The organism is Providencia sp. TYF-12, assembly GCF_041344805.1.
GTDB lineage: Bacteria > Pseudomonadota > Gammaproteobacteria > Enterobacterales > Enterobacteriaceae > Providencia > Providencia huashanensis.
This window is the reverse complement of sequence record NZ_CP166833.1, coordinates 3356371-3375217: the sequence shown is the minus strand read 5'-3', so window position 1 is coordinate 3375217 and position 18847 is coordinate 3356371. Positions and strand designations below refer to the sequence as shown.

General features: G+C 40.2%; 17 protein-coding genes. 7 read left to right on the top strand and 10 right to left on the bottom strand.

Annotation, left to right across the window (positions count from 1 at the left end; all coding sequences use genetic code 11):
- Nucleotides 1–68 precede the first annotated feature (68 nt).
- From ABE954_RS15595 to ybjG, 3 genes are all read right to left on the bottom strand, one after another.
- Nucleotides 69–1436 carry an L-serine ammonia-lyase gene (locus tag ABE954_RS15595; RefSeq protein ID WP_048606527.1) on the bottom strand — a complete coding sequence of 456 codons (1368 nt, stop codon included), beginning with the start codon at nt 1434–1436 and terminating at the stop codon, nt 69–71.
- A 74-nt stretch (nt 1437–1510) separates the two neighbouring features.
- The gene (locus tag ABE954_RS15590) at nt 1511–2827 is read right to left on the bottom strand and encodes a serine/threonine transporter (RefSeq protein WP_042846536.1); all 1317 of its coding nucleotides are present in this window, start codon (nt 2825–2827) and stop codon (nt 1511–1513) included.
- An 850-nt stretch (nt 2828–3677) separates the two neighbouring features.
- Nucleotides 3678–4286 carry an undecaprenyl-diphosphate phosphatase gene (gene ybjG, locus ABE954_RS15585; protein ID WP_042846534.1) on the bottom strand — a complete coding sequence of 203 codons (609 nt, stop codon included), beginning with the start codon at nt 4284–4286 and terminating at the stop codon, nt 3678–3680.
- 202 nt (nt 4287–4488) lie between these two features.
- Here ybjG and ABE954_RS15580 point away from each other — a divergent pair, with 202 nt between their 5' ends.
- The gene (locus tag ABE954_RS15580; RefSeq protein ID WP_042846533.1) at nt 4489–4917 is read left to right on the top strand and encodes a secondary thiamine-phosphate synthase enzyme YjbQ; all 429 of its coding nucleotides are present in this window, start codon (nt 4489–4491) and stop codon (nt 4915–4917) included.
- 246 nt (nt 4918–5163) lie between these two features.
- Here the strand turns inward: ABE954_RS15580 and ABE954_RS15575 are convergent, their stop codons facing one another.
- Nucleotides 5164–5427: a GrxA family glutaredoxin gene (locus ABE954_RS15575; protein ID WP_042846532.1), complete on the bottom strand. Its 264-nt coding sequence runs from the start codon at nt 5425–5427 to the stop codon at nt 5164–5166.
- Between the two features lie 159 nt (nt 5428–5586).
- Between ABE954_RS15575 and ABE954_RS15570 the strand changes: the two genes are divergently transcribed.
- The 3 genes from ABE954_RS15570 to rlmC all read left to right on the top strand — a co-directional run bounded on the left by ABE954_RS15570 (nt 5587) and on the right by rlmC (nt 7705).
- On the top strand, nt 5587–5913 hold the full coding sequence (locus ABE954_RS15570) for a YbjC family protein (protein ID WP_042846531.1): 327 nt from the start codon (nt 5587–5589) through the stop codon (nt 5911–5913).
- Between the two features lie 136 nt (nt 5914–6049).
- Nucleotides 6050–6568 (top strand): YbjN domain-containing protein, encoded by a 519-nt coding sequence (locus tag ABE954_RS15565; protein ID WP_042846530.1) that lies wholly within the window; start codon nt 6050–6052, stop codon nt 6566–6568.
- A gap of 9 nt (nt 6569–6577) precedes the next feature.
- On the top strand, nt 6578–7705 hold the full coding sequence (gene rlmC / locus ABE954_RS15560; protein WP_166686734.1) for a 23S rRNA (uracil(747)-C(5))-methyltransferase RlmC: 1128 nt from the start codon (nt 6578–6580) through the stop codon (nt 7703–7705).
- 129 nt (nt 7706–7834) lie between these two features.
- Here the strand turns inward: rlmC and artM are convergent, their stop codons facing one another.
- The 6 genes from artM to ABE954_RS15530 all read right to left on the bottom strand — a co-directional run bounded on the left by artM (nt 7835) and on the right by ABE954_RS15530 (nt 13274).
- On the bottom strand, nt 7835–8503 hold the full coding sequence (gene artM, locus ABE954_RS15555; protein WP_371025580.1) for an arginine ABC transporter permease ArtM: 669 nt from the start codon (nt 8501–8503) through the stop codon (nt 7835–7837).
- Nucleotides 8500–9240 (bottom strand): arginine ABC transporter permease ArtQ, encoded by a 741-nt coding sequence (artQ, locus tag ABE954_RS15550; protein ID WP_042846526.1) that lies wholly within the window; start codon nt 9238–9240, stop codon nt 8500–8502. Before artQ ends, artM begins: the two co-directional genes overlap by 4 nt.
- A gap of 12 nt (nt 9241–9252) precedes the next feature.
- A complete protein-coding gene (artJ, locus tag ABE954_RS15545) occupies nt 9253–9996 on the bottom strand; it encodes an arginine ABC transporter substrate-binding protein (protein WP_042846525.1) in 744 nt (247 codons plus the stop codon).
- 18 nt (nt 9997–10014) lie between these two features.
- Nucleotides 10015–10743, bottom strand: a complete 729-nt coding sequence (gene artP, locus ABE954_RS15540; RefSeq protein WP_281110660.1) for an arginine ABC transporter ATP-binding protein ArtP — start codon at nt 10741–10743, stop codon at nt 10015–10017.
- Between the two features lie 98 nt (nt 10744–10841).
- Nucleotides 10842–12323, bottom strand: coding sequence for a DUF2867 domain-containing protein (locus ABE954_RS15535; RefSeq protein ID WP_042846523.1), 1482 nt, complete (start codon nt 12321–12323; stop codon nt 10842–10844).
- A gap of 51 nt (nt 12324–12374) precedes the next feature.
- Nucleotides 12375–13274: a lysine exporter LysO family protein gene (locus tag ABE954_RS15530; protein ID WP_048606535.1), complete on the bottom strand. Its 900-nt coding sequence runs from the start codon at nt 13272–13274 to the stop codon at nt 12375–12377.
- A 391-nt stretch (nt 13275–13665) separates the two neighbouring features.
- Between ABE954_RS15530 and ABE954_RS15525 the strand changes: the two genes are divergently transcribed.
- The 3 genes from ABE954_RS15525 (at nt 13666) to macB (ending at nt 18593) form a co-directional block, all read left to right on the top strand.
- Nucleotides 13666–15330: an ATP-dependent endonuclease gene (locus tag ABE954_RS15525; protein ID WP_042846521.1), complete on the top strand. Its 1665-nt coding sequence runs from the start codon at nt 13666–13668 to the stop codon at nt 15328–15330.
- Between the two features lie 211 nt (nt 15331–15541).
- Nucleotides 15542–16648: a macrolide transporter subunit MacA gene (gene macA / locus ABE954_RS15520; protein ID WP_042846520.1), complete on the top strand. Its 1107-nt coding sequence runs from the start codon at nt 15542–15544 to the stop codon at nt 16646–16648.
- Between the two features lies 1 nt (nt 16649).
- Nucleotides 16650–18593 carry a macrolide ABC transporter ATP-binding protein/permease MacB gene (gene macB, locus ABE954_RS15515; protein WP_166686735.1) on the top strand — a complete coding sequence of 648 codons (1944 nt, stop codon included), beginning with the start codon at nt 16650–16652 and terminating at the stop codon, nt 18591–18593.
- The last annotated feature ends 254 nt before the right edge of the window (nt 18594–18847 follow it).

Below are 18847 nucleotides of genomic sequence, written 5' to 3'. Positions count from 1 at the left end.
TCTTTAGCTAAAACTAGCCCTAACCGCCCCACTATGGGGGATTAGGGCTAGATAGTGTATACAAGTATTTATTCGCAGTGTGCCAGTTTAATGGCTAGCCCGCCTTGGGAGGTTTCACGGTATTTTGCGTTAATGTCTTTGCCTGTTTCATACATCGTTTCAATAACTTTATCAAGGCAAACACGCGGGTCACTGACTCGTCGTAATGCCATACGCGCCGCATTAACTGCTTTCACCGACGCGATTGCATTTCGTTCAATACAAGGGACTTGAACTTGCCCGCCAACGGGGTCACAAGTTAACCCTAAATTATGTTCCATCGCAATTTCCGCGGCGATACACACTTGCTCAGGGCTACCGCCCATTAACTCTGCGAGACCTGCAGCCGCCATTGAACAAGCAACACCAACTTCCCCTTGGCAACCAACTTCAGCACCTGAAATCGATGCGTTCATTTTATATAGAGCACCGATAACCCCTGAGACTAAAAAATACCGAGTGTAGGAGTTCTCATTCACAGGGCGAATGAATTTATCATAATAGGCTAACACGGCGGGGACTATGCCACAGGCGCCGTTAGTTGGAGCTGTTACAACGCGGCCACCGGCAGCGTTTTCTTCATTGACGGCAAGAGCAAACATGTTGATCCAATCAATGACCGCCATAGGGTCAGTGTTTGTGCTATCGGTTGTGACAAGTTGGCGGCGTAGTGCTGCGGCACGGCGAGGGACACGTAATGGACCGGGTAATAAACCCTCCGTTGTCACGCCGCGTTCAATACCGGCTTTCATTACATCCCAAACGGAGGATAAATAATGTTGAATTTCATCTTTACTGCGTAAAGCTAATTCATTTTGCATTACCAGTGCAGAAAGGGATAAACCTGTTTCCTTACAATGCTTTTGTAAATCTGCCGCATATTTAAACGGATAAGGGACTTGAACTGCATTTTCATTCTCTTGGCCGAAATGCTCTTCATCAACGATAAAGCCACCACCAATGGAATAGTAATTTTTAGTGTATAGAATTTCGTTACCTGCAAATGCCGTGATAGTCATTCCATTTTCATGGAGCGGCAAGTTGGTATGATGAAAGTTCATCCCACCTTCGGTCGGAAAATCGACCTCATGTTGCCCTTGGGCTAAAAGAAGTTTACCTGTGTGCTCGACATTACGCATAAACGCAGGAATAGCGTCAATATCAATAGTATCGGGTAAGTTACCCGCAAGCCCCATAATGATTGCCATATCTGTGGCGTGGCCTTTACCTGTCAGGGAAAGCGAGCCGTATACATCAACCGCAATACGTGTAGTGGTGGTAAGTAAGTTTTGTTGAATAAGGTCATCAACAAATTGTTTGCCCGCTTTCATTGGGCCGACAGTGTGGGAACTTGAAGGGCCGATGCCTATTTTGAAGATATCAAATACACTAATCATATTCAGTGCTTCCTTTTGTAGAAAGTCATTGAAATCAGGTCGCTATTTTCATAATAACGACCTGGTAGCTTCAATTAGAAGAATAACTTATATATTGCCGCAGAGATAGCGACTAGACCCATAATTACGATAAATACATTACTGATTTTATCGGCATATTTGCGCATTGCAGGCACTTTGTTGATGGCATACATTGGCATCAGGAACAATAAGATGGCGATAACAGGCCCACCGAGGCTTTCGATGATATCCAGTACGCCAGGGTTTAATGTTGCAACTATCCATGTAGTGACTAGCATGAAGATTGCGGTACCACGGTTTAGCTTACGAACATCAACGGTTTTACCCTTTGCACGATAAGCACGTTCAACTAGGCCATTGAAACCTTCACGAGCACCTAGATAGTGCCCTAGGAAAGATTTAATAATTGCGATGAATGCAATAATTGCAGCTGCGTATTTGATGAATGGTTGATCGAAGTAGCCAGATAAATAGTCAAGAATACTGATATTTTGTGCTTTCGCCTGTGCTAGGTCTGCTGAAGATAAAGTAAACACACAACTAATGACGAAGAACATGACAGTCAAAACCATCAAAACATGTGCAGAAGCAAGAATACGTGAACATTTTTTTTCCGCTGCATCGCCATATTCTTCGCGTTTTGCGACAGAGAAAGCCGAGATGATAGGAGAATGGTTAAATGCAAACACCATCACTGGGATTGTTAACCAAATAGTGATCCAAATACTTTGCCCACCTGTATTTTTAGTGGCTTCAGTGATGCCTTCAAAGGTTAATGTATTCAGTACATCCCCACTCCAATGAGGGATCATATACAAAGAAAAGGCAACTAATACAGCGATAAATGGGAAAACCAGCATACTCATGACTTTGACTATGTATTTTTCACCAAAAGCAACAATCGCCATTACACCACCAACAAGGATCAAGGCAAGTAACCAGCGAGGTGGCGCGCCAACACCTAATAATTCGGTTAGGAATTTATTCACGTTATTGGTGATAGATACACCATAAACCAGCAAAATAGGGTAGATCGCGAAGAAATAAAGTAGGGTGATCCAGTTGCCTGCTGTACGACCAAAGTGTTCTTCTACAACACCAGTAATATCTGTGTCAGGTTTCGAACCAGAAAGAACGAACCGAGTTAAACCGCGATGAGCAAAGAACGTCATAGGGAAGGCTAAAACTAGCATCAATAAAACAGGTAATAAGCCGCTCATACCTGCGTTGATTGGCAAAAACAGTACTCCAGCACCGATAGCTGTACCATATAAACCCAGCATCCATACTGTGTCAGTTTTGCGCCAAGCATTGCTGTTTACTGTTTGCGAGGCTGTTTTGTCGATGGAACCAACTTTTGTTGCATCCATAATAGTCTCCGAAAATAAAAGTCAAAAAAATCATTTAAGCGTAACGTTCAAATGCGTTACGACGTTTTAATCTTTTGGTACGAACAATTACTAAATAACAATCGTTTTCTTTTACGTAACAATCTGATTAGAAATAAAACTAAAAGTAATACTAATTTTATCTTCAATCAGTTTTGTAAATTTATCAGTAAATTTTAAAAATGGTTTTTGAGTGTGTGAATATATAGTTTAACAGAATAAAGTACCGTGATCATTCTCTCAAAAGAGAAATATCCACCAAGTTTGCAAGGAATCATTATATTTTATAAAATTGTTAATAAAATTTGCGTTAGGTTTATTTTTTAAAACGTTTATATATTGATTTAATGAATTCTAAATAAGCTAAATACAAACAGAATTAAATTCTGCTGGAAAAACATTATTATATTAATAATCAGCATTAAACTGATTGAAATATAATCCACGCTAATCTAAGTATGAAGTTTTACTCTAATGCTAGGGCAATAAATTAGACTTTTGTCTTATGTAATGTGTTGTTATTTAACATTATATTTTTATTTCTTGGAATGGTTTAGTGAGTGATTAACCAGAGGGTAATTTGTTGGGGTTAAAATCATATATTAATTATTTATAGATATTTTCATGTCATTTTTTGTGACTTTTTTTGCGTCGAAAAAAATAATTAAAAAGCGTAACAAAATATTTGTTAATTAATTGTTTTAATAATTATGTTTAATACTTAAAAATAATTTTAAAGAAGAGAAAGAAAATAAGCAGAAACTTTGATTTAGCTCAATTTCTAAAATGAATAAAAGTACTGGTATTAATTAACACCAGTACTTTTTAATGACTATGGTTGGAACCAACCTTTGCGAATAAGAGAACCAAAAATTAAACTATAAAGCCGGGTTATAGGTTCTTGGATTTTATTTGCACCAATAGACCAGATAACCTGTGCAATTCCGCAGGCAACAATTGCTAATATAAAGGCACCTGCCATATCTAAAGGCCAATGGACACCTAGGTAAATGCGTGACCACGCAATCACGATAGCCGGTATCATCATCACTAACCCCACCCAAGTTCTTAGCCAGAAAAGGAAGGCAAAGGCGAAAGTAAAGACAATGGTGCCATGGTTGCTTGGAAATGATGGTGTGGCTTCATGATCTGAGAAGTTTGTTCCAATTCCCATGACAAATGGGCGATCGTGTGGGGCAATATAGCCAATTAACCAAGAAATGGCTAAACCTACAACAATAGCAATCGCTGCTTTGCATGCAAAAGCACGTTGGCGGGTCATATTTGGCTGGGCACCCCAGAACCAACAGGCAACAGTAAAAAGTGGAAAAATAAGGATTAAGCGCTTGGCAATAACATTGGCTAGCGCAATGGTTCCACTCGCGGTCTCTGGTGTGGCATTGATCAAATTGAAAAGATCAAGATTCAGTTGTTCCAGCACAGTTCAGTACCTCGGACAGTTAGTAAATAAGACAGAGCAAACATGTAAGAGGGAGAGATTAAAGTTTCCGACTTAGCAGGTAAAGTCCCTTTGTCTTATTATTGAAAGCGTTGTGCGACAAATTTACTTGCGGTTAAACAATTACTCAATGATTATTTAACGCGGTAAAGTGTTTTCGCGTCGTTGAGGAAGGGGAAAAATCGTGTGGTGGCAAAAAGAAATACAGCTCAATGCAAAACAAAGGGGATTCCATTTAGTCACAGAGGAGATCCTTCAGCAATTGCCTGAACTAAGTTCAATCGATATTGGTTTAGTGAATATTTTTATTCAGCATACATCTGCCTCTTTGACAGTCAATGAGAATGCAGATTATACCGTTAGAGAAGATTTTGAGCGTTTCTTTAATAAAGCAGTGCCGGAAAATGAACCTTATTTTAAGCATACTTATGAAGGAAGTGATGATATGCCTGCGCACCTTAAAAGTAGTTTATTAGGAGCTAGTTTGACTATCCCTGTGACAAAAGGGCGCTTAAATCTTGGAACATGGCAGGGGATCTACTTGTGTGAACATCGTAATTACGGCGGGAAACGCAGGTTAATTATTACATTACAAGGGGAACTTGCTGATTAGAAACAAAAAACCCGATAGCATGAAAACATAGAGTTGGCTATCGGGCTCCTCAATATGGGGACATCAAAGAAAAGCAGTGGCATAAATTAAGACCCCATCTAAAAAAGAAAGTTCTCAGGCAGATGAAAAAAAATGCACTTTTTTATGAAATTTAAATGAAATAGCACAAAAAGAACAAGCAAAGTGTGAGTACTTGTCAATAAGTGAACCACTTTGCTTGTTGAGTAGAGAAATCTGAGGGGCTAATTATTTGTATAGATCCAAATTTTCTTTTGCATAAGCTTCAAAATCAGTGCAACCGCCGATATGAGTTTCATCAATAAAAATTTGTGGCACAGTTTCAACAGGTTTACCGACAGTTTTAGACAGATCTTCTTTAGAAATGCCTTCAGCTTGGATATCGACATAACGGTAGTCAAAATCGTCACGTTCATTTTTCAGTTTTTCAGCAAGTTCTTTCGCACGAACACAATAGGGGCAGCCAGGGCGACCAAAAATAACAGTATACATAGTATCTCCTTTTATCTTGAACTCGAATTTTAATCGCAATATTCAATACTATGCCTACATAAATTGTGAAATAAAAGTCGAATTTTCCTGTTATACCTATAGGTATGACATATAATCGAGAGAGTATGATAGCGATGTAACAGTGGAAAGGTAACTATAATGAGTAACAAACCGGAATCTAAAGGGACTATGCGCTCATTAGCGGATATGCCCAAACCTATTTTGGTATTAGAAGGTGTGGGAATTATACTCCTGATAATCGTTTTACTGACATTAAATGATTATATGACATTACCTGAACCTTTAATGCAGCAAGGGGTAATAATTGCGATTATTATGGTTGGGATTGGCTGTTTAGTTCCTGCTGTCATTCATATTATTTGGCGCGCTATCCATAGTTTAAGTTTTTTAGGGATTGATAATAAACAATCGACCAAAAAGCACAGCCAAAAACCAGAATCTTTTGATGATAAACACGATGAATAGCCATAAAAAACGTGGTTTCGCTAGCGTTTCGGCTTACAATGTGTGAAAATTATTCGCTTTTCTGTTAGAGGTGAAATCAAGGCTCTAACAAACCGATATTGCATGATTATTTTGAGTTGAAGAAGGTTTATTGCCCATGGATTCTATTTGTTACCCTGACATCACAAAGTTACGTGAATGGCTAGACCAACTCAAAACCTCTTATTTCGAGTGTGATTCCTGCGCAGCATTGCATTTACCTCATATGCAAAACATAGAGGGTATTTTTGATGCGAAGCTCGATATTTTAAATAATGTTTTGGTACTGTCTGCATTAGCCGAGTTGAAACCAACGGCTATTGTGACGCTTGTGGCGAATATCAGCCAAATCAATGCCAGTTCATTAACAGCTAAAGTTTTTCTTGAAATTAACGATGAAAACTTACCTAAACTCGTTGTGAGTCAATCATTTTCCTTAGAAGCAGGAATGACTTATCGACAGTTTTGCCTTTTTGTGCAGCAAGCAGAAGACCAAATTTCTGCTATTGTTTATGAAATCTTTAGTAATAATCTCTTGTATGCCAATCAAGGTGATTTTAGTGAGGATGACGGCTCTGCTGAAGATGAGTCGGAGTTTTCTCCTGATGATGATAAACCTTCCATAATCCTTCACTAACTTTTTGTTATGCATTGTGAAAAATACCTCACGGGCGCATGTCGCTCGTGCCAATGGTTAGAACTGACACCAGAACAACAAATTGCTGCAAAGCAGGGGCAACTACAGGCGTTATTACCAGAAATTGAGGCTATTAAGTTTCAAACCCCCGTCACTGGCTTACAAGTCGCTTTTCGTAATAAAGCGAAAATGGTGGTTAGTGGGAGTGTTGAAAGGCCAATTTTCGGGATTATCGGAGAAAATGGGGTCGGTGTCGACCTAACGGATTGCCCATTATACCCCGCCTCATTTTCAGATATCTTTAGTGTGCTTTCCCCCTTTATCGCTCGAGCAGGGCTCACGCCGTACAACATTGAACGCAAACGTGGGGAACTGAAATATCTTTTGTTAACACAAAGCCGACACACGGGTAGGTTTATGCTGCGCTTTGTGCTGCGTTCAGAGAAAAAACTGGTTCAGCTCAAAAATGCATTGCCTTGGTTACAAGAGCAATTACCACAACTTGAGGTGATTACGGCAAATATTCAGCCCGTACATATGGCAATACTCGAAGGCGAGGAAGAGATTTTCTTAACTCCGCAACACACATTGCGTGAGGAGTTTAATCAAGTTCCTTTGTTTATTCGACCACAAGGTTTTTTCCAAACTAATCCTGTTGTTGCAGCTAAGCTATACCAAACCGCGAGAGAGTGGGTAAAAGCATTAAATATTCATAGCTTGTGGGATTTGTTTTGTGGGGTTGGGGGTTTTGGGTTGCACTGCGCTGAAAAAGAGACCCGCTTAACTGGCATTGAAATCAGTGCTCCTGCAATTGCCAGTGCTCAACAATCAGCGAATGAACTAGGGCTACAATATGTTGAATTTAAAGCCCTCGACTCTACGCGTTTTGCTACTGCTAATCAGGATATTCCGCAGCTTATTTTAGTCAATCCACCACGTAGAGGAATAGGTAAAGCACTGTGTGATTATCTTTCTCATATGCAACCTGAATATATTCTCTATTCAAGCTGTAATGCAAAAACGATGGCACAAGATTTGAAGTGGTTGTCTGGCTATCAAGTTTGTAAGGTACAACTGTTTGATTTATTTCCACACACTGCACATTTTGAAGTATTAACATTATTAAAAATAAAATAAGACTTAAGTTGATAATATGCGTACATATTTGAGCTAAGGTCTCATTATCAATATGAATGGAAGAACGATAGAATAAAAAAGCTTGGTGGGCACCCAAGCTTTTTATATAACCAATTGAATTATAATTTGTTAATTGCGGTGTTCGAAGGCTAGAGCCTTACGCTCGATTAAACGCATTAGCACTGTTAAAATTGCATTGACCACTAAATAAATAATCCCCGCAGCAACAAACGCCATGACATTCCAGCTTTGCCCAAAGATCAGTTGGCTGTAGCCCATGACATCTAGCATTGTAATCGTACTGGCAAGTGAAGTACTTTTGAAAATCAGAACGACTTCGTTGGAATAGGACGATAACGAACGTTTAAAGGCATAAGGCAAAATAATACGCATGGTTTGCATTTTACTCATCCCGAGGGATTGGCACGACTGCCATTGGCCTGATGGAATGGCTTTAACTGCACCATGGAATAACAAAGTGGAATACGCTGCACTGTTTAGTGCTAATGCGAGCATCGCACATACCCATGGGGTCGAGATAAACTCCCAGAGCATTGGATAATCCTGCAACGATTTAAACTGGCTTGGACCATTATATATTAAGAAAAACTGTACCAATAAAGGCGTGCCAGTAAATAGCGTGATATAGACTTTAACCGCTTGAGAAACCACGGGGGTCTTAAGCGAGAGAATTAAAGTAAATAATATCGCTAAAAGAAAAGCCACAATAAGAGCACTAAACGTCAGTGATAAGCTGGTTGGTAGCCCCGGAAGAATATCTAAAATTAAATCAATCATTTTGATTCACCTCGCTCAAAGCGAGTGGTACGCAATTCAATACGTTTTAAGATAACTTGACTGACTAACGTAATAGCAAGGTAAATCAACCCTACAATGGCGTACCATGTGAAAGGTTCGTGAGTTCTATTAACGATTGTTTTTGTTTGTAGCATTAAATCATTAACACTGATGAGTGAAACTAACGCAGTATCTTTTAATAATACAAGCCATTGGTTACCTAATCCAGGAAGTGCATGGCGCCACATTTGCGGCATAATGAACCGAAAGAAAATAGTGCGTTTGTTTAAACCTAATGCAAAACCGGCTTCCCACTGACCATAAGGTACTGCTTTTAAAGCTCCTCTCAATGTTTGTGATGCATAAGACGCATATAACAAGGCGAGGGCAATGACACCGCAGACAAATGGGGTGTAATCAAATTCACCGCTATCAGCAAAGAAAATGCTAGGGTCAATTTGAATAGTGGTTTGCCAAAAACCGAGGTTTATATCGAACCCATCACCAAGCAAATTGATCAGTTGTAATGTACCAAAGTAGACAAACAACACGACCAGTAATTCAGGTAGACCACGGATCAAAGTAACCCAGCAAGTCCCTAAAAAGGCAATAGGTTTAAAACGGACGGACTCCCACGCAGTAAATAACATGGCGAGGATCAGCCCTAAAACCAGTGCAGAAACAGCAAGGCCGACGGTGATACCGGCGGCACTTGTTAAAAATAGAAAGTTGCTCATTAATTATATCAATTACTGTTGAAACCATTTTTTGTGGATAGCATCATAAGTGCCGTCTGCTTTAACTTCAGCTAAGGCTTTATTCATTTTATCCAGTAGCTCTTTATTTCCTTTACGAACAGCAATACCTAGACCAATACCGAAGTATTGTGGATCAGTGACTTTTTCGCCAACAGCCGTTAGGTTTTCATTACCTTTCGCTTTTAACCACTCATCAGCAACAGCGGTGTCACCAAAGACAGCATCAATACGGCCATTTTGTAAATCTAAAATGGCAGATTGATAGTTATCATAAGGAACGGTTGTCATCCCTTTATGTTGTTCCATGATGTATTTCTGGTGAGTTGTCCCATTTTGCACACCGATTTTTTTGTCTTTTAGTTGATCAACCGAAGAGATTTTCTCTTTTACTGCGATAAACTCAGCAGAGTTAGGGTAGTAGGTTTCAGTAAAATCGACCTGTTGTTGGCGCTCAGGGGTAATATCGATACCAGCCATCAATGCTTCGAAACGACGGAATTTCAAGCTAGGGATTAAACTATCAAATGATTGGTGAGTAAATGTGCAAGTTGCGTTCATTTTTTCGCACATTGCATTGGCTAAATCCACATCAAAACCCACAATTTGGTTATTTTTATCAAACATTTCAAACGGTGCATAAGTTGCTTCCGTTGCAAAACGAATGGTTTCTTTTTCTGCAGCAGTTGCTGATAGGGTTACTGCGCCTAGTAGCGCGGCTAATATAATTTTTTTCATTGCTTAATCCTATATCTATTAATGTGACAGATAATTTGCAAATGCTTCAGTTTGAGGCGCCGAAAAATGGCTGGCGTCTCCTTGTTCTACAATATGACCGTTTTCCATGTACACTACACGGCTAGCGGTTTTACGTGCAATTTCTACTTCATGAGTCACGATAACTTGTGTAATGCCTGTTGCTGATAATTCGCGGATAATATCGACAACCTGTGCGGTTATTTCAGGGTCAAGCGCAGCCGTTGGTTCATCAAACAACAGAACCTTAGGCTCCATCATAAGCGCCCTTGCAATTGCAACACGTTGTTGTTGACCACCAGATAAATGTAAAGGATAGCGGTCAGCAAATTGAGATAAACGTAGGCGTTCTAACAGCTTAGCCGCTTTACTTTGTGCTTCTTGTTTCGATAACTTTAATACACGGCAAGGGGCTTCAATTAGGTTATCCATCACATTCAAGTGAGGCCACAGGTTATATTGTTGGAATACCATGCCGACATTTTGACGCAATTCACGGATAGATTTCGCATCGGGTACCGATGAAAAGTCAAATTGCTGACCGACAATATTTAAATGGCCAGAACGTGGCATTTCCAATAAATTGAGAACACGCAGTAAAGAGCTTTTACCTGCTCCACTTGGCCCGAGTAATACCATGGTCTCACCTGCAGAACACTCTAGATTGATATCAAAGAGAGCCTGATGGGAACCATAGAAACAGTTGATGTTTTTTAATTGAATGCTCATGCTTACCAATAATATCTTTTTTCACTACCTGCGATATTAATCCCATGAGCATATTTATGCAATAATTTATGCATAAAAATTTGGTTTTTACGCTGAAATTATTCTGTTTTCTCAGTTGGATGCTCTATCGGCTGTTGCTTAGCGAGTTGTTTATCCCGTTCAAAAGCCAGTTCACTAATTCGCTTCGCCATACCTTTAAAAATAAATAAGTGTGCTGGCATCATGGCAAACCAATAAAGCAGACCACAGAAGCCAGCTGGGTGCCACCAAGCTCTAACATCAATTGAGCGGCGGTTACCGCTATCATGAATAGTAAATGTCAGCCGCCCAAGGCCCGGTGCCTTCATACCAAATAGCAAACTAAGTTGTTTATTAGGTTCAAGGTTTATGACACGCCAACCATCTATTTCATCGCCAAGTTGCAGCTCTTCGCGATTGGGACGCCCATATTTAATTTTATTCAACATCATATCATCCATGATGGCGCGGGTTTTCCAAAGGCCGTTGGCATAAAAATAACCATCTTTGCCACCAATTTGTTGAACGACATGCCAAAGAGACTCGCTGCTAGCGATGGTACCAAGCGTTGCACCTGCTTGTTTTGGATAAAAACCATAGCCCGGTCGCCAACGCTTGCGAACTTCAGGGTCGTATCCCCAATCTGCATTATCGACGGCATCCGCTTCTTCCGCTAAGGTTGCCCTGACTGCGTCATCGAAAGAAATTAAGGTTTGAGGGATCAACTCGCGTAGTGCTTTATCATCAGCAGGAAGGTCATGTTGTAAGCCTTGGATTAGCTCCTTAGCAATTGAAGGCGGTACTGAGGTGATAAGGCTAATAAAATGCACCGAAATCATACTAATTGGAATTGGGATAGGGATCAGCAAACGGCGTTTACCGCTGACTTTGATAAATCTTTTGAATAGCTCTTGGTAGCTTATATATTCAGGGCCGCCTGCATCGAAAATTCGGCTTTCTGTTACCGGCGTTTTTGCCAGTTGTGTTAAATAATATAGAATATTGGATAGGGCGATTGGAGATGATTTTGAACGCACCCAGCGTGGTGGGGTTAAAATAGCCAAGTTATAAACCATATCCCGCATAATTTCGAAGGCTGCTGAACCTGGCCCAACAATAATAGAAGAACGGATTTCAGTCACAGGGATATGACTTTCACGCAAGATATCGCCGGTTAAACGCCTTGCGATAAGGTGTGGTGAATAGGTATGGCCGTGCTGCAATGCGCTAAGATAGATAATATGCTTAACATTAGAGCCTTCAAGAGCCTGTTGTACATTACGTGCTGCTGCGCGTTCCCGCTCAACCAGATTAGCTTGGTCTGCCATGCTGTGTACTAGGAAATAAACAATGTCGATATCTTCCATGACCCCTTTTAAAGTTTCGGGGTCGTGAAGGTCAACATAAATGCATTGGGTATCATGCCAACCTTGAGATAGCATCCAATCAACACGACGAGCCCCAGCAATAACGTCATATCCTTGTTCAATCAGCTGGGGAATTAGGTTTTGCCCAATATAGCCGCTAGCGCCCAACACTAAAACACGTTGTTTATCTGTCATGTTAATTTCCTGTTTCACGCAAATTAACCGCTATTGTGACTGAAATTTTACCTATGTAAAGAAGGCCATAAGAATTGGCGTAATAAGACTAAGTACGAAGCCATGAACAATGGCCGCAGGGACAATAGACACCCCACCGCTACGTTGCAAAACGGGGAGGGTAAAATCCATTGAGGTTGAGCCACAAATACCCAGTGCGGTTGAGCGATAACGGTTAATAATCATTGGTATCAACATAATTGCAGCAAGTTCGCGAGCTAAGTCGTTGAAGAATGCTGCACTTCCCATTACAGGGCCGTAAGCATCGGTTAAGACAATCCCCGTTAAGGAATACCAACCGAACCCAGAAGCAAGAGCTAGCCCCATTTTAACAGGAATACCTAATAAAAATGCAGCAAGCGCGCCACCAGCCAACGCACTGACCGCCATCACGAAGGCAATTGTTGTGCCTCGGCGGTTAATTAAAATTTGCTTGATGCTCATGCCGCTATTACGTAGCTGAATCCCAACCAATAAAAGCAGTAGCATCAACGCTAACTGGCTGCCTTTATCTGCATAGTGTAGAAAATCAAAGCCAGTTAGCCCAACAACAAACCCTAAAAGCAGTACACCGCAGAGCTGTAAGGATTCGAATACCATCTTGAGGCGTGAAGGAGGTTTTTCTTGTTTATGCTGAGGAATTTTCCACGGGTCAAGTTTATCTAACAATAACAGCGAGATAACATTTAGTAAAAATATACAGGCAAAGAAGGTAACGGCATAAATTAAAATAGAAATTAAGTGAACACTTAAGTTTTCGAGCAGTGCAAGCGTAATACCCATTAAAAATAAAATAACATACACCATTGAGTTCAATGATTGATGGACACGATGGAGTATTTGTTTGTTTTTTATAGGAATAAGATAACCGAAAGTTAACGGTAGAAGAATAATTAAAAGTCCTGAATACATGGCCGCATCCTTAGAGGTTATCCCATCGACTAGGTAAATATAAACAAGGCGTTATGCTTATTTTTCTTTATTTAAGTTATCGCAGCACAAACCTGATTTAACGCACCGTACTAAAAGGGCTTTTCGCCATAAAATTTTTTATTGGTTAATTCATCGAAAAGCAAGTTAAAAATACTAAAAATAAAAGTTTTACTATTTTATAACACTGCAATTAGATGCTCAATACAGTTAGCTGTTTTGTTGTGAAGATTTTTTATTTCTCGTACATATATATAGTAATAAACAAGCTTAATCGGTAAGCTCTAAATATTGTCCTTTAGTATGCTCAATCATTGGCGCTATCTTGTACTGGTGGTTCCAAGTGAATTAAAAATATTCCAAGGAGAGAGATATGTATCTGGAACGTGTGGAAATATATGGATTTAGAGGGATTAACCGGCTGTCTTTAGAACTTAATAACAGCACAGTTTTAATCGGTGAGAACTCATGGGGTAAATCCAGTTTACTTGATGCTCTTGATATTCTTCTCTCCCCCGAACATAAAGATTATCAATTCACTTTACATGACTTTCATCACCCAGCAGGGAATGATGATTCACGTTATCGTTCATTACAGATTGTTTTAAAATTTTGTGAGCGCCGTAAAGGCCGGCATCAGTCATATCGTTTCCATAATCTTAGCTCCGTTTGGGTCGATAATGGTGATGACCTTAAGCATATTTTTTACCGAGTGAGTGCTGAACTCAAAGATGACAATACTGTCGTGGTTGATAAAAGCTTCTTAAATTCAGGTGGTAATAAATTATCCTTGGATAATGTAGGGAAATACATAAAAGAAATTGTTCGGCTGTACCCCGTTATCCGTTTACGAGATGCTCGTTTCTTACAGTCGATTAACCCAGAAATAATAGTGACTGGGCAAAAAGAAATGCGGGATATGTTTAATGCTCATATTAAGGAATTAACAAGTGCGTTAGTTAAAAACCCTGAGCGCCTCAGTGATGATGATTTAGGGGCGGGTATCGATGCAATGCAGCAATTATTGAGCCATTATTTTTCAGGGCAAACTGCACATATTATTAAGACAGACAATTCACTCATAAATATTCAACCTCGCAAACAAGGTTGGAAAGCACTGGACAATATTAATCGTCTTATCGCAAAACCAAACCAACGAAATATCCGTTTAATTATCTTAGGGATGTTTTATTCATTATTACAAGCCAAAGGTAATATTCACTTAGATAAACATGCGAGGCCATTGATTATTGTTGAAGACCCTGAAACTCGACTACATCCGATTATGCTCTCTATTGCTTGGGGGTTATTTAGCCTGTTTTCACTTCAACGTATCACGACAACCAATTCAGGTGAGCTACTTTCACTGGCGCCTTTGGAAGATTTGTGTCGTTTGGTGCGCAATACGAATAAAGTATCTGCTTATCGTTTAAACCAAAATGATTTAAGCCCTGAAGAGTTACGTAAAATCTCTTTCCATATTCGATTTAACCGGCCATCTGCACTTTTTGCTCGTTGTTGGTTATTGGTTGAAGGGGAAACTGAAATTTGGCTAATGAGCGAGTTTGCAAGCCAATGTCATTATTACTTTGAAACGGAAGGCATTAAAGTTATTGCGTTTGCACAAAGTGGCTTGAAGCCGCTGTTGAAATTTGCCAATAAAATGGGGATTGAATGGCATGTGTTGACGGATGGTGATGAAGCGGGGCGTAAATATGCCGCTACTGCAACGCATTATGCGAATAAAATCAATTCGCCAGATAGGGATAGGCTAACGATGTTAACCGCTCCAGATATGGAACATTTCCTATATCGCGAAGGGTTCAGAAGCCTATATCATGAAATTGCAGATATTCCTGATAATGCAAAAGTCTCAACCAGACGGGTGATCATTAAAGCGATTTCCCGTACTTCAAAACCTGATTTAGCCTTAGCCACCGTAAATCGGGCGGCAGAGTTAGGGCCTGATAGCATTCCACTGCAACTGAAAAATATGTTTTCTCGTGTTGCATGGCTTGCAAGGGGAAAAGCTAATTAAGCTGAGATAACAAAAATAGGTATGTTGTTGATTGATTATTTAACCTAGGAAAAGTTTAGCCTGCTATGTGTTTAATCAATTGATAACTTAAGTTATATATTATGAACATATTGAATTAAGCCAATATGTTAAGTTGAAACATTATTGTTATCTTACAGTAAGTTATTTTAGAGGGCGCAGCCCTCTTTTTGTTCATAGGAAGCAGGTATAAATGAAGGTAAAGCCTAAAAAAAAGTGGCCTCTTTATTTGGTGATAATTATTGTTGCCGCTGGTATCGCTGGGTTTCTCTTTAATGATAACGATCCAGAAGTTTTTCAGACCGTTGATGTCACTCGAGGCGATTTGGATAAGCAAGTTCTCGCTACAGGTAAACTCGATGCGGTACGTAAAGTTGATGTCGGAGCCCAAGTAAGTGGTCAGCTACAAACGTTATATGTTAAAGAAGGCGATTACGTCAAAAAAGGTGACTTACTTGCCGTTATTGACCCTAAAAAAGCCCAAAATGATGTGATTGAATCCGAAGCAACGACTCGCGAGTTAGAAGCTAACCTTTCCTTAGCTCAAGCTGAGTTGCGTTTGGCACAAGTCACGTACCAGCGTCATGTTAGCTTGGCAAAGTTACAAGCGGTCGCACAACAAGATTTAGACAAAGCAAAAACCGACGTTGAAGTAAAAAAAGCCCAAGTCGCGACTTATCAAGCGCAAATTAAACGTAACCAAGCCACTTTAGACACCGCGAAAACGAACCTAAAATACACGCAAATTACTGCACCAATGGACGGTATTGTTACTTTTATTAAAACATTACAAGGGCAAACAGTAATCGCAGCCCAAGAGGCACCAACCATTTTAACGCTTGCTGATTTGGATACTATGTTGGTGAAAGCTGAAGTCTCTGAAGCTGACGTAATTTACTTAGAGCCAGGGCAAGAGGCATCTTTTACGGTGCTTGGCGCACCAGATAAAAAATTTTCAGGCCAGCTAAAGGATATACTGCCGACACCTGAAAAAATCAATGATGCTATTTTCTATTATGCGCGGTTTGAAGTGCCTAACCCACAACATTTATTAAAATTACAAATGACGGCACAGGTCAAAATCGAATTAGACTCACGTAAGAACGTTTTGTTATTGCCTCTATCTGCATTGGGAGATCAAATTTCGCCACAAACTTATGAGGTAGATATTCTGCAAGGTGATAAAGCAGAGAAAAAACAAATTGAGATTGGTAGCCGTAATGATGTGTATGTGGAGGTCGTCAAGGGGTTAAATGATGGTGACAAAGTGATCATTGGGCACAGTGACACGGAGAACTAAAATGTCTGCGTTAATTGAGCTTCAAGGGATCACCCGCCGTTACGGTGAAGGTGAAAACCAAACTACAGTCTTGAAAAATGTTTCACTGAAAATTAATGCAGGTGAAATGGTTGCAATTATTGGGGCATCAGGGTCTGGTAAATCAACACTGATGAATATTATTGGTTGTTTAGATAAACCATCGTCAGGGGATTACATCGTTGACGGGCAAAATATTGCCACCTTAGATAACGACCAACTTGCTGAGCTTCGACGCGAACATTTTGGCTTTATTTTTCAACGTTATCACTTATTGAGTCATTTAAGTGCAGAGCAAAATGTTGAAGTCCCCGCTATATATGCGGGAGCAGGGAAGGCACAGCGCCGCGAACGAGCCGCGCAATTATTACAACGCTTAGGGTTAGGTGAACGCATCAACTACCGTCCTAGTCAGCTTTCTGGTGGCCAGCAGCAACGAGTCAGTATTGCAAGGGCACTGATGAATGGTGGGCAAATCATTTTAGCTGATGAACCGACAGGCGCACTCGATAGCCATTCTGGCGAAGAGGTGATGAAAATCTTAAAAGACCTCTGCGCTCAGGGGCATACCGTAATTATTGTCACCCACGACCCAAAAATAGCTGAGCAAGCGGAGCGGGTTGTTGAGATTAAGGATGGTGAAATTCTTCGTGATTCGGGGGTGGTAGCAGCTGTTCGTACTAATTCGTTACCAAAAGCTGCTAGCCGTAAACTGTCTTTAAGTCAGGTATATGGTCGGTTTAGTGAAGCTTTATTGATGGCTTGGCGTGCAATGGTCGTCAATAAAATGCGTACTTTGCTGACAATGTTAGGGATCATCATTGGTATCGCTTCGGTGGTATCGATTATGGTTATTGGTGATGCAGCACAAGATATGGTTTTGAATGATATAAAATCAATTGGAACTAATACCATTTCAATTTATCCCGGGGAAGATTTTGGCAGTGATGATGCGCAAAATCGTCAGTCTTTAAAAGCCGCAGATATTGAAGCCTTAGCAAAACAACCCTATGTGTATGCGATTTCAGGAGAAATCAATAGTTCGACTCGCCTAAGAAAGGGAAATTTAGATGCGGCGGCACAGCTTTTAGGTGTTGGGCGCGGTTATTTTGATGTCTATGCGTCAAAGTTTTCAGAAGGCATGAATTTTACGCAAGATATGGTGGATAGGCGTGCGCAAGTTGTTGTGATTGATGCGAACACGAAACGACGATTTTTCCCTAAGCAAGAGCGTGTGGTGGGCGAAACTTTGTTAGTTGGTAATATGCCTGTTACCGTTATTGGGGTGCTTGAAGAGAAAAAATCAGCTTTTGGCTCAAGCAAGTCATTATCAATTTGGCTGCCAGATACCACAGTGAACAGTAAAATTATTAATCGCCCTTATTATGATAGTTTCACGGTTCGGGTAAAAGAGGGTTATGACGCTAAAACGGTAGAGCAACAATTAACTCGTTTACTGACATTGCGTCATGGTAAGCAAGATATATTTACTTTTAACCTTGATACTTTTGTTAAAGCAGCTGAAAAAACAACGAGAACAATGCAGTTATTCCTAACTTTAGTGGCTGTTATTTCACTCGTGGTCGGGGGGATCGGGGTGATGAATATCATGCTTGTTTCGGTGACGGAGCGAACTCGTGAAATAGGCATTCGTATGGCTGTGGGTGCAAGGACCAGTGATGTCATGCAGCAGTTTTTGATTGAGGCCATTTTAGTATGCTTAATGGGGGGGCTGCTAGGAATTGGATTGTCCTATGGCATCAGTTTATTGGCCCAAATGGCATTGCCCGGCTGGACTTTTTCCTTTGACCCTATGGCGCTAGTGAGTGCGTTTGCTTGTTCAACAGCGATCGGGGTTATTTTTGGCTTTTTACCCGCACGTAATGCCGCTCGATTAAATCCGATTGATGCATTAGCGAGGGAGTAATTAACCTATTAATATTTTCCTCTGTATTGGTTTATACAATACAGAGGAAATTGCTTTAGTGTTTTTTAAGGCGGTTTAATATCTGACCTTTCCAATCAATATAGATATCATTTTCCTTATAAGTAGGGTATTCATGCATTGAAGTTTTGCCTATTTAAGAATATATTTACATCATGTTACAGTTCCGTTTAATGGAACCGAGTTCCTCGATTAAATTCTGCTAATTAAATGCTCCAAATTTAACCTATTCATTT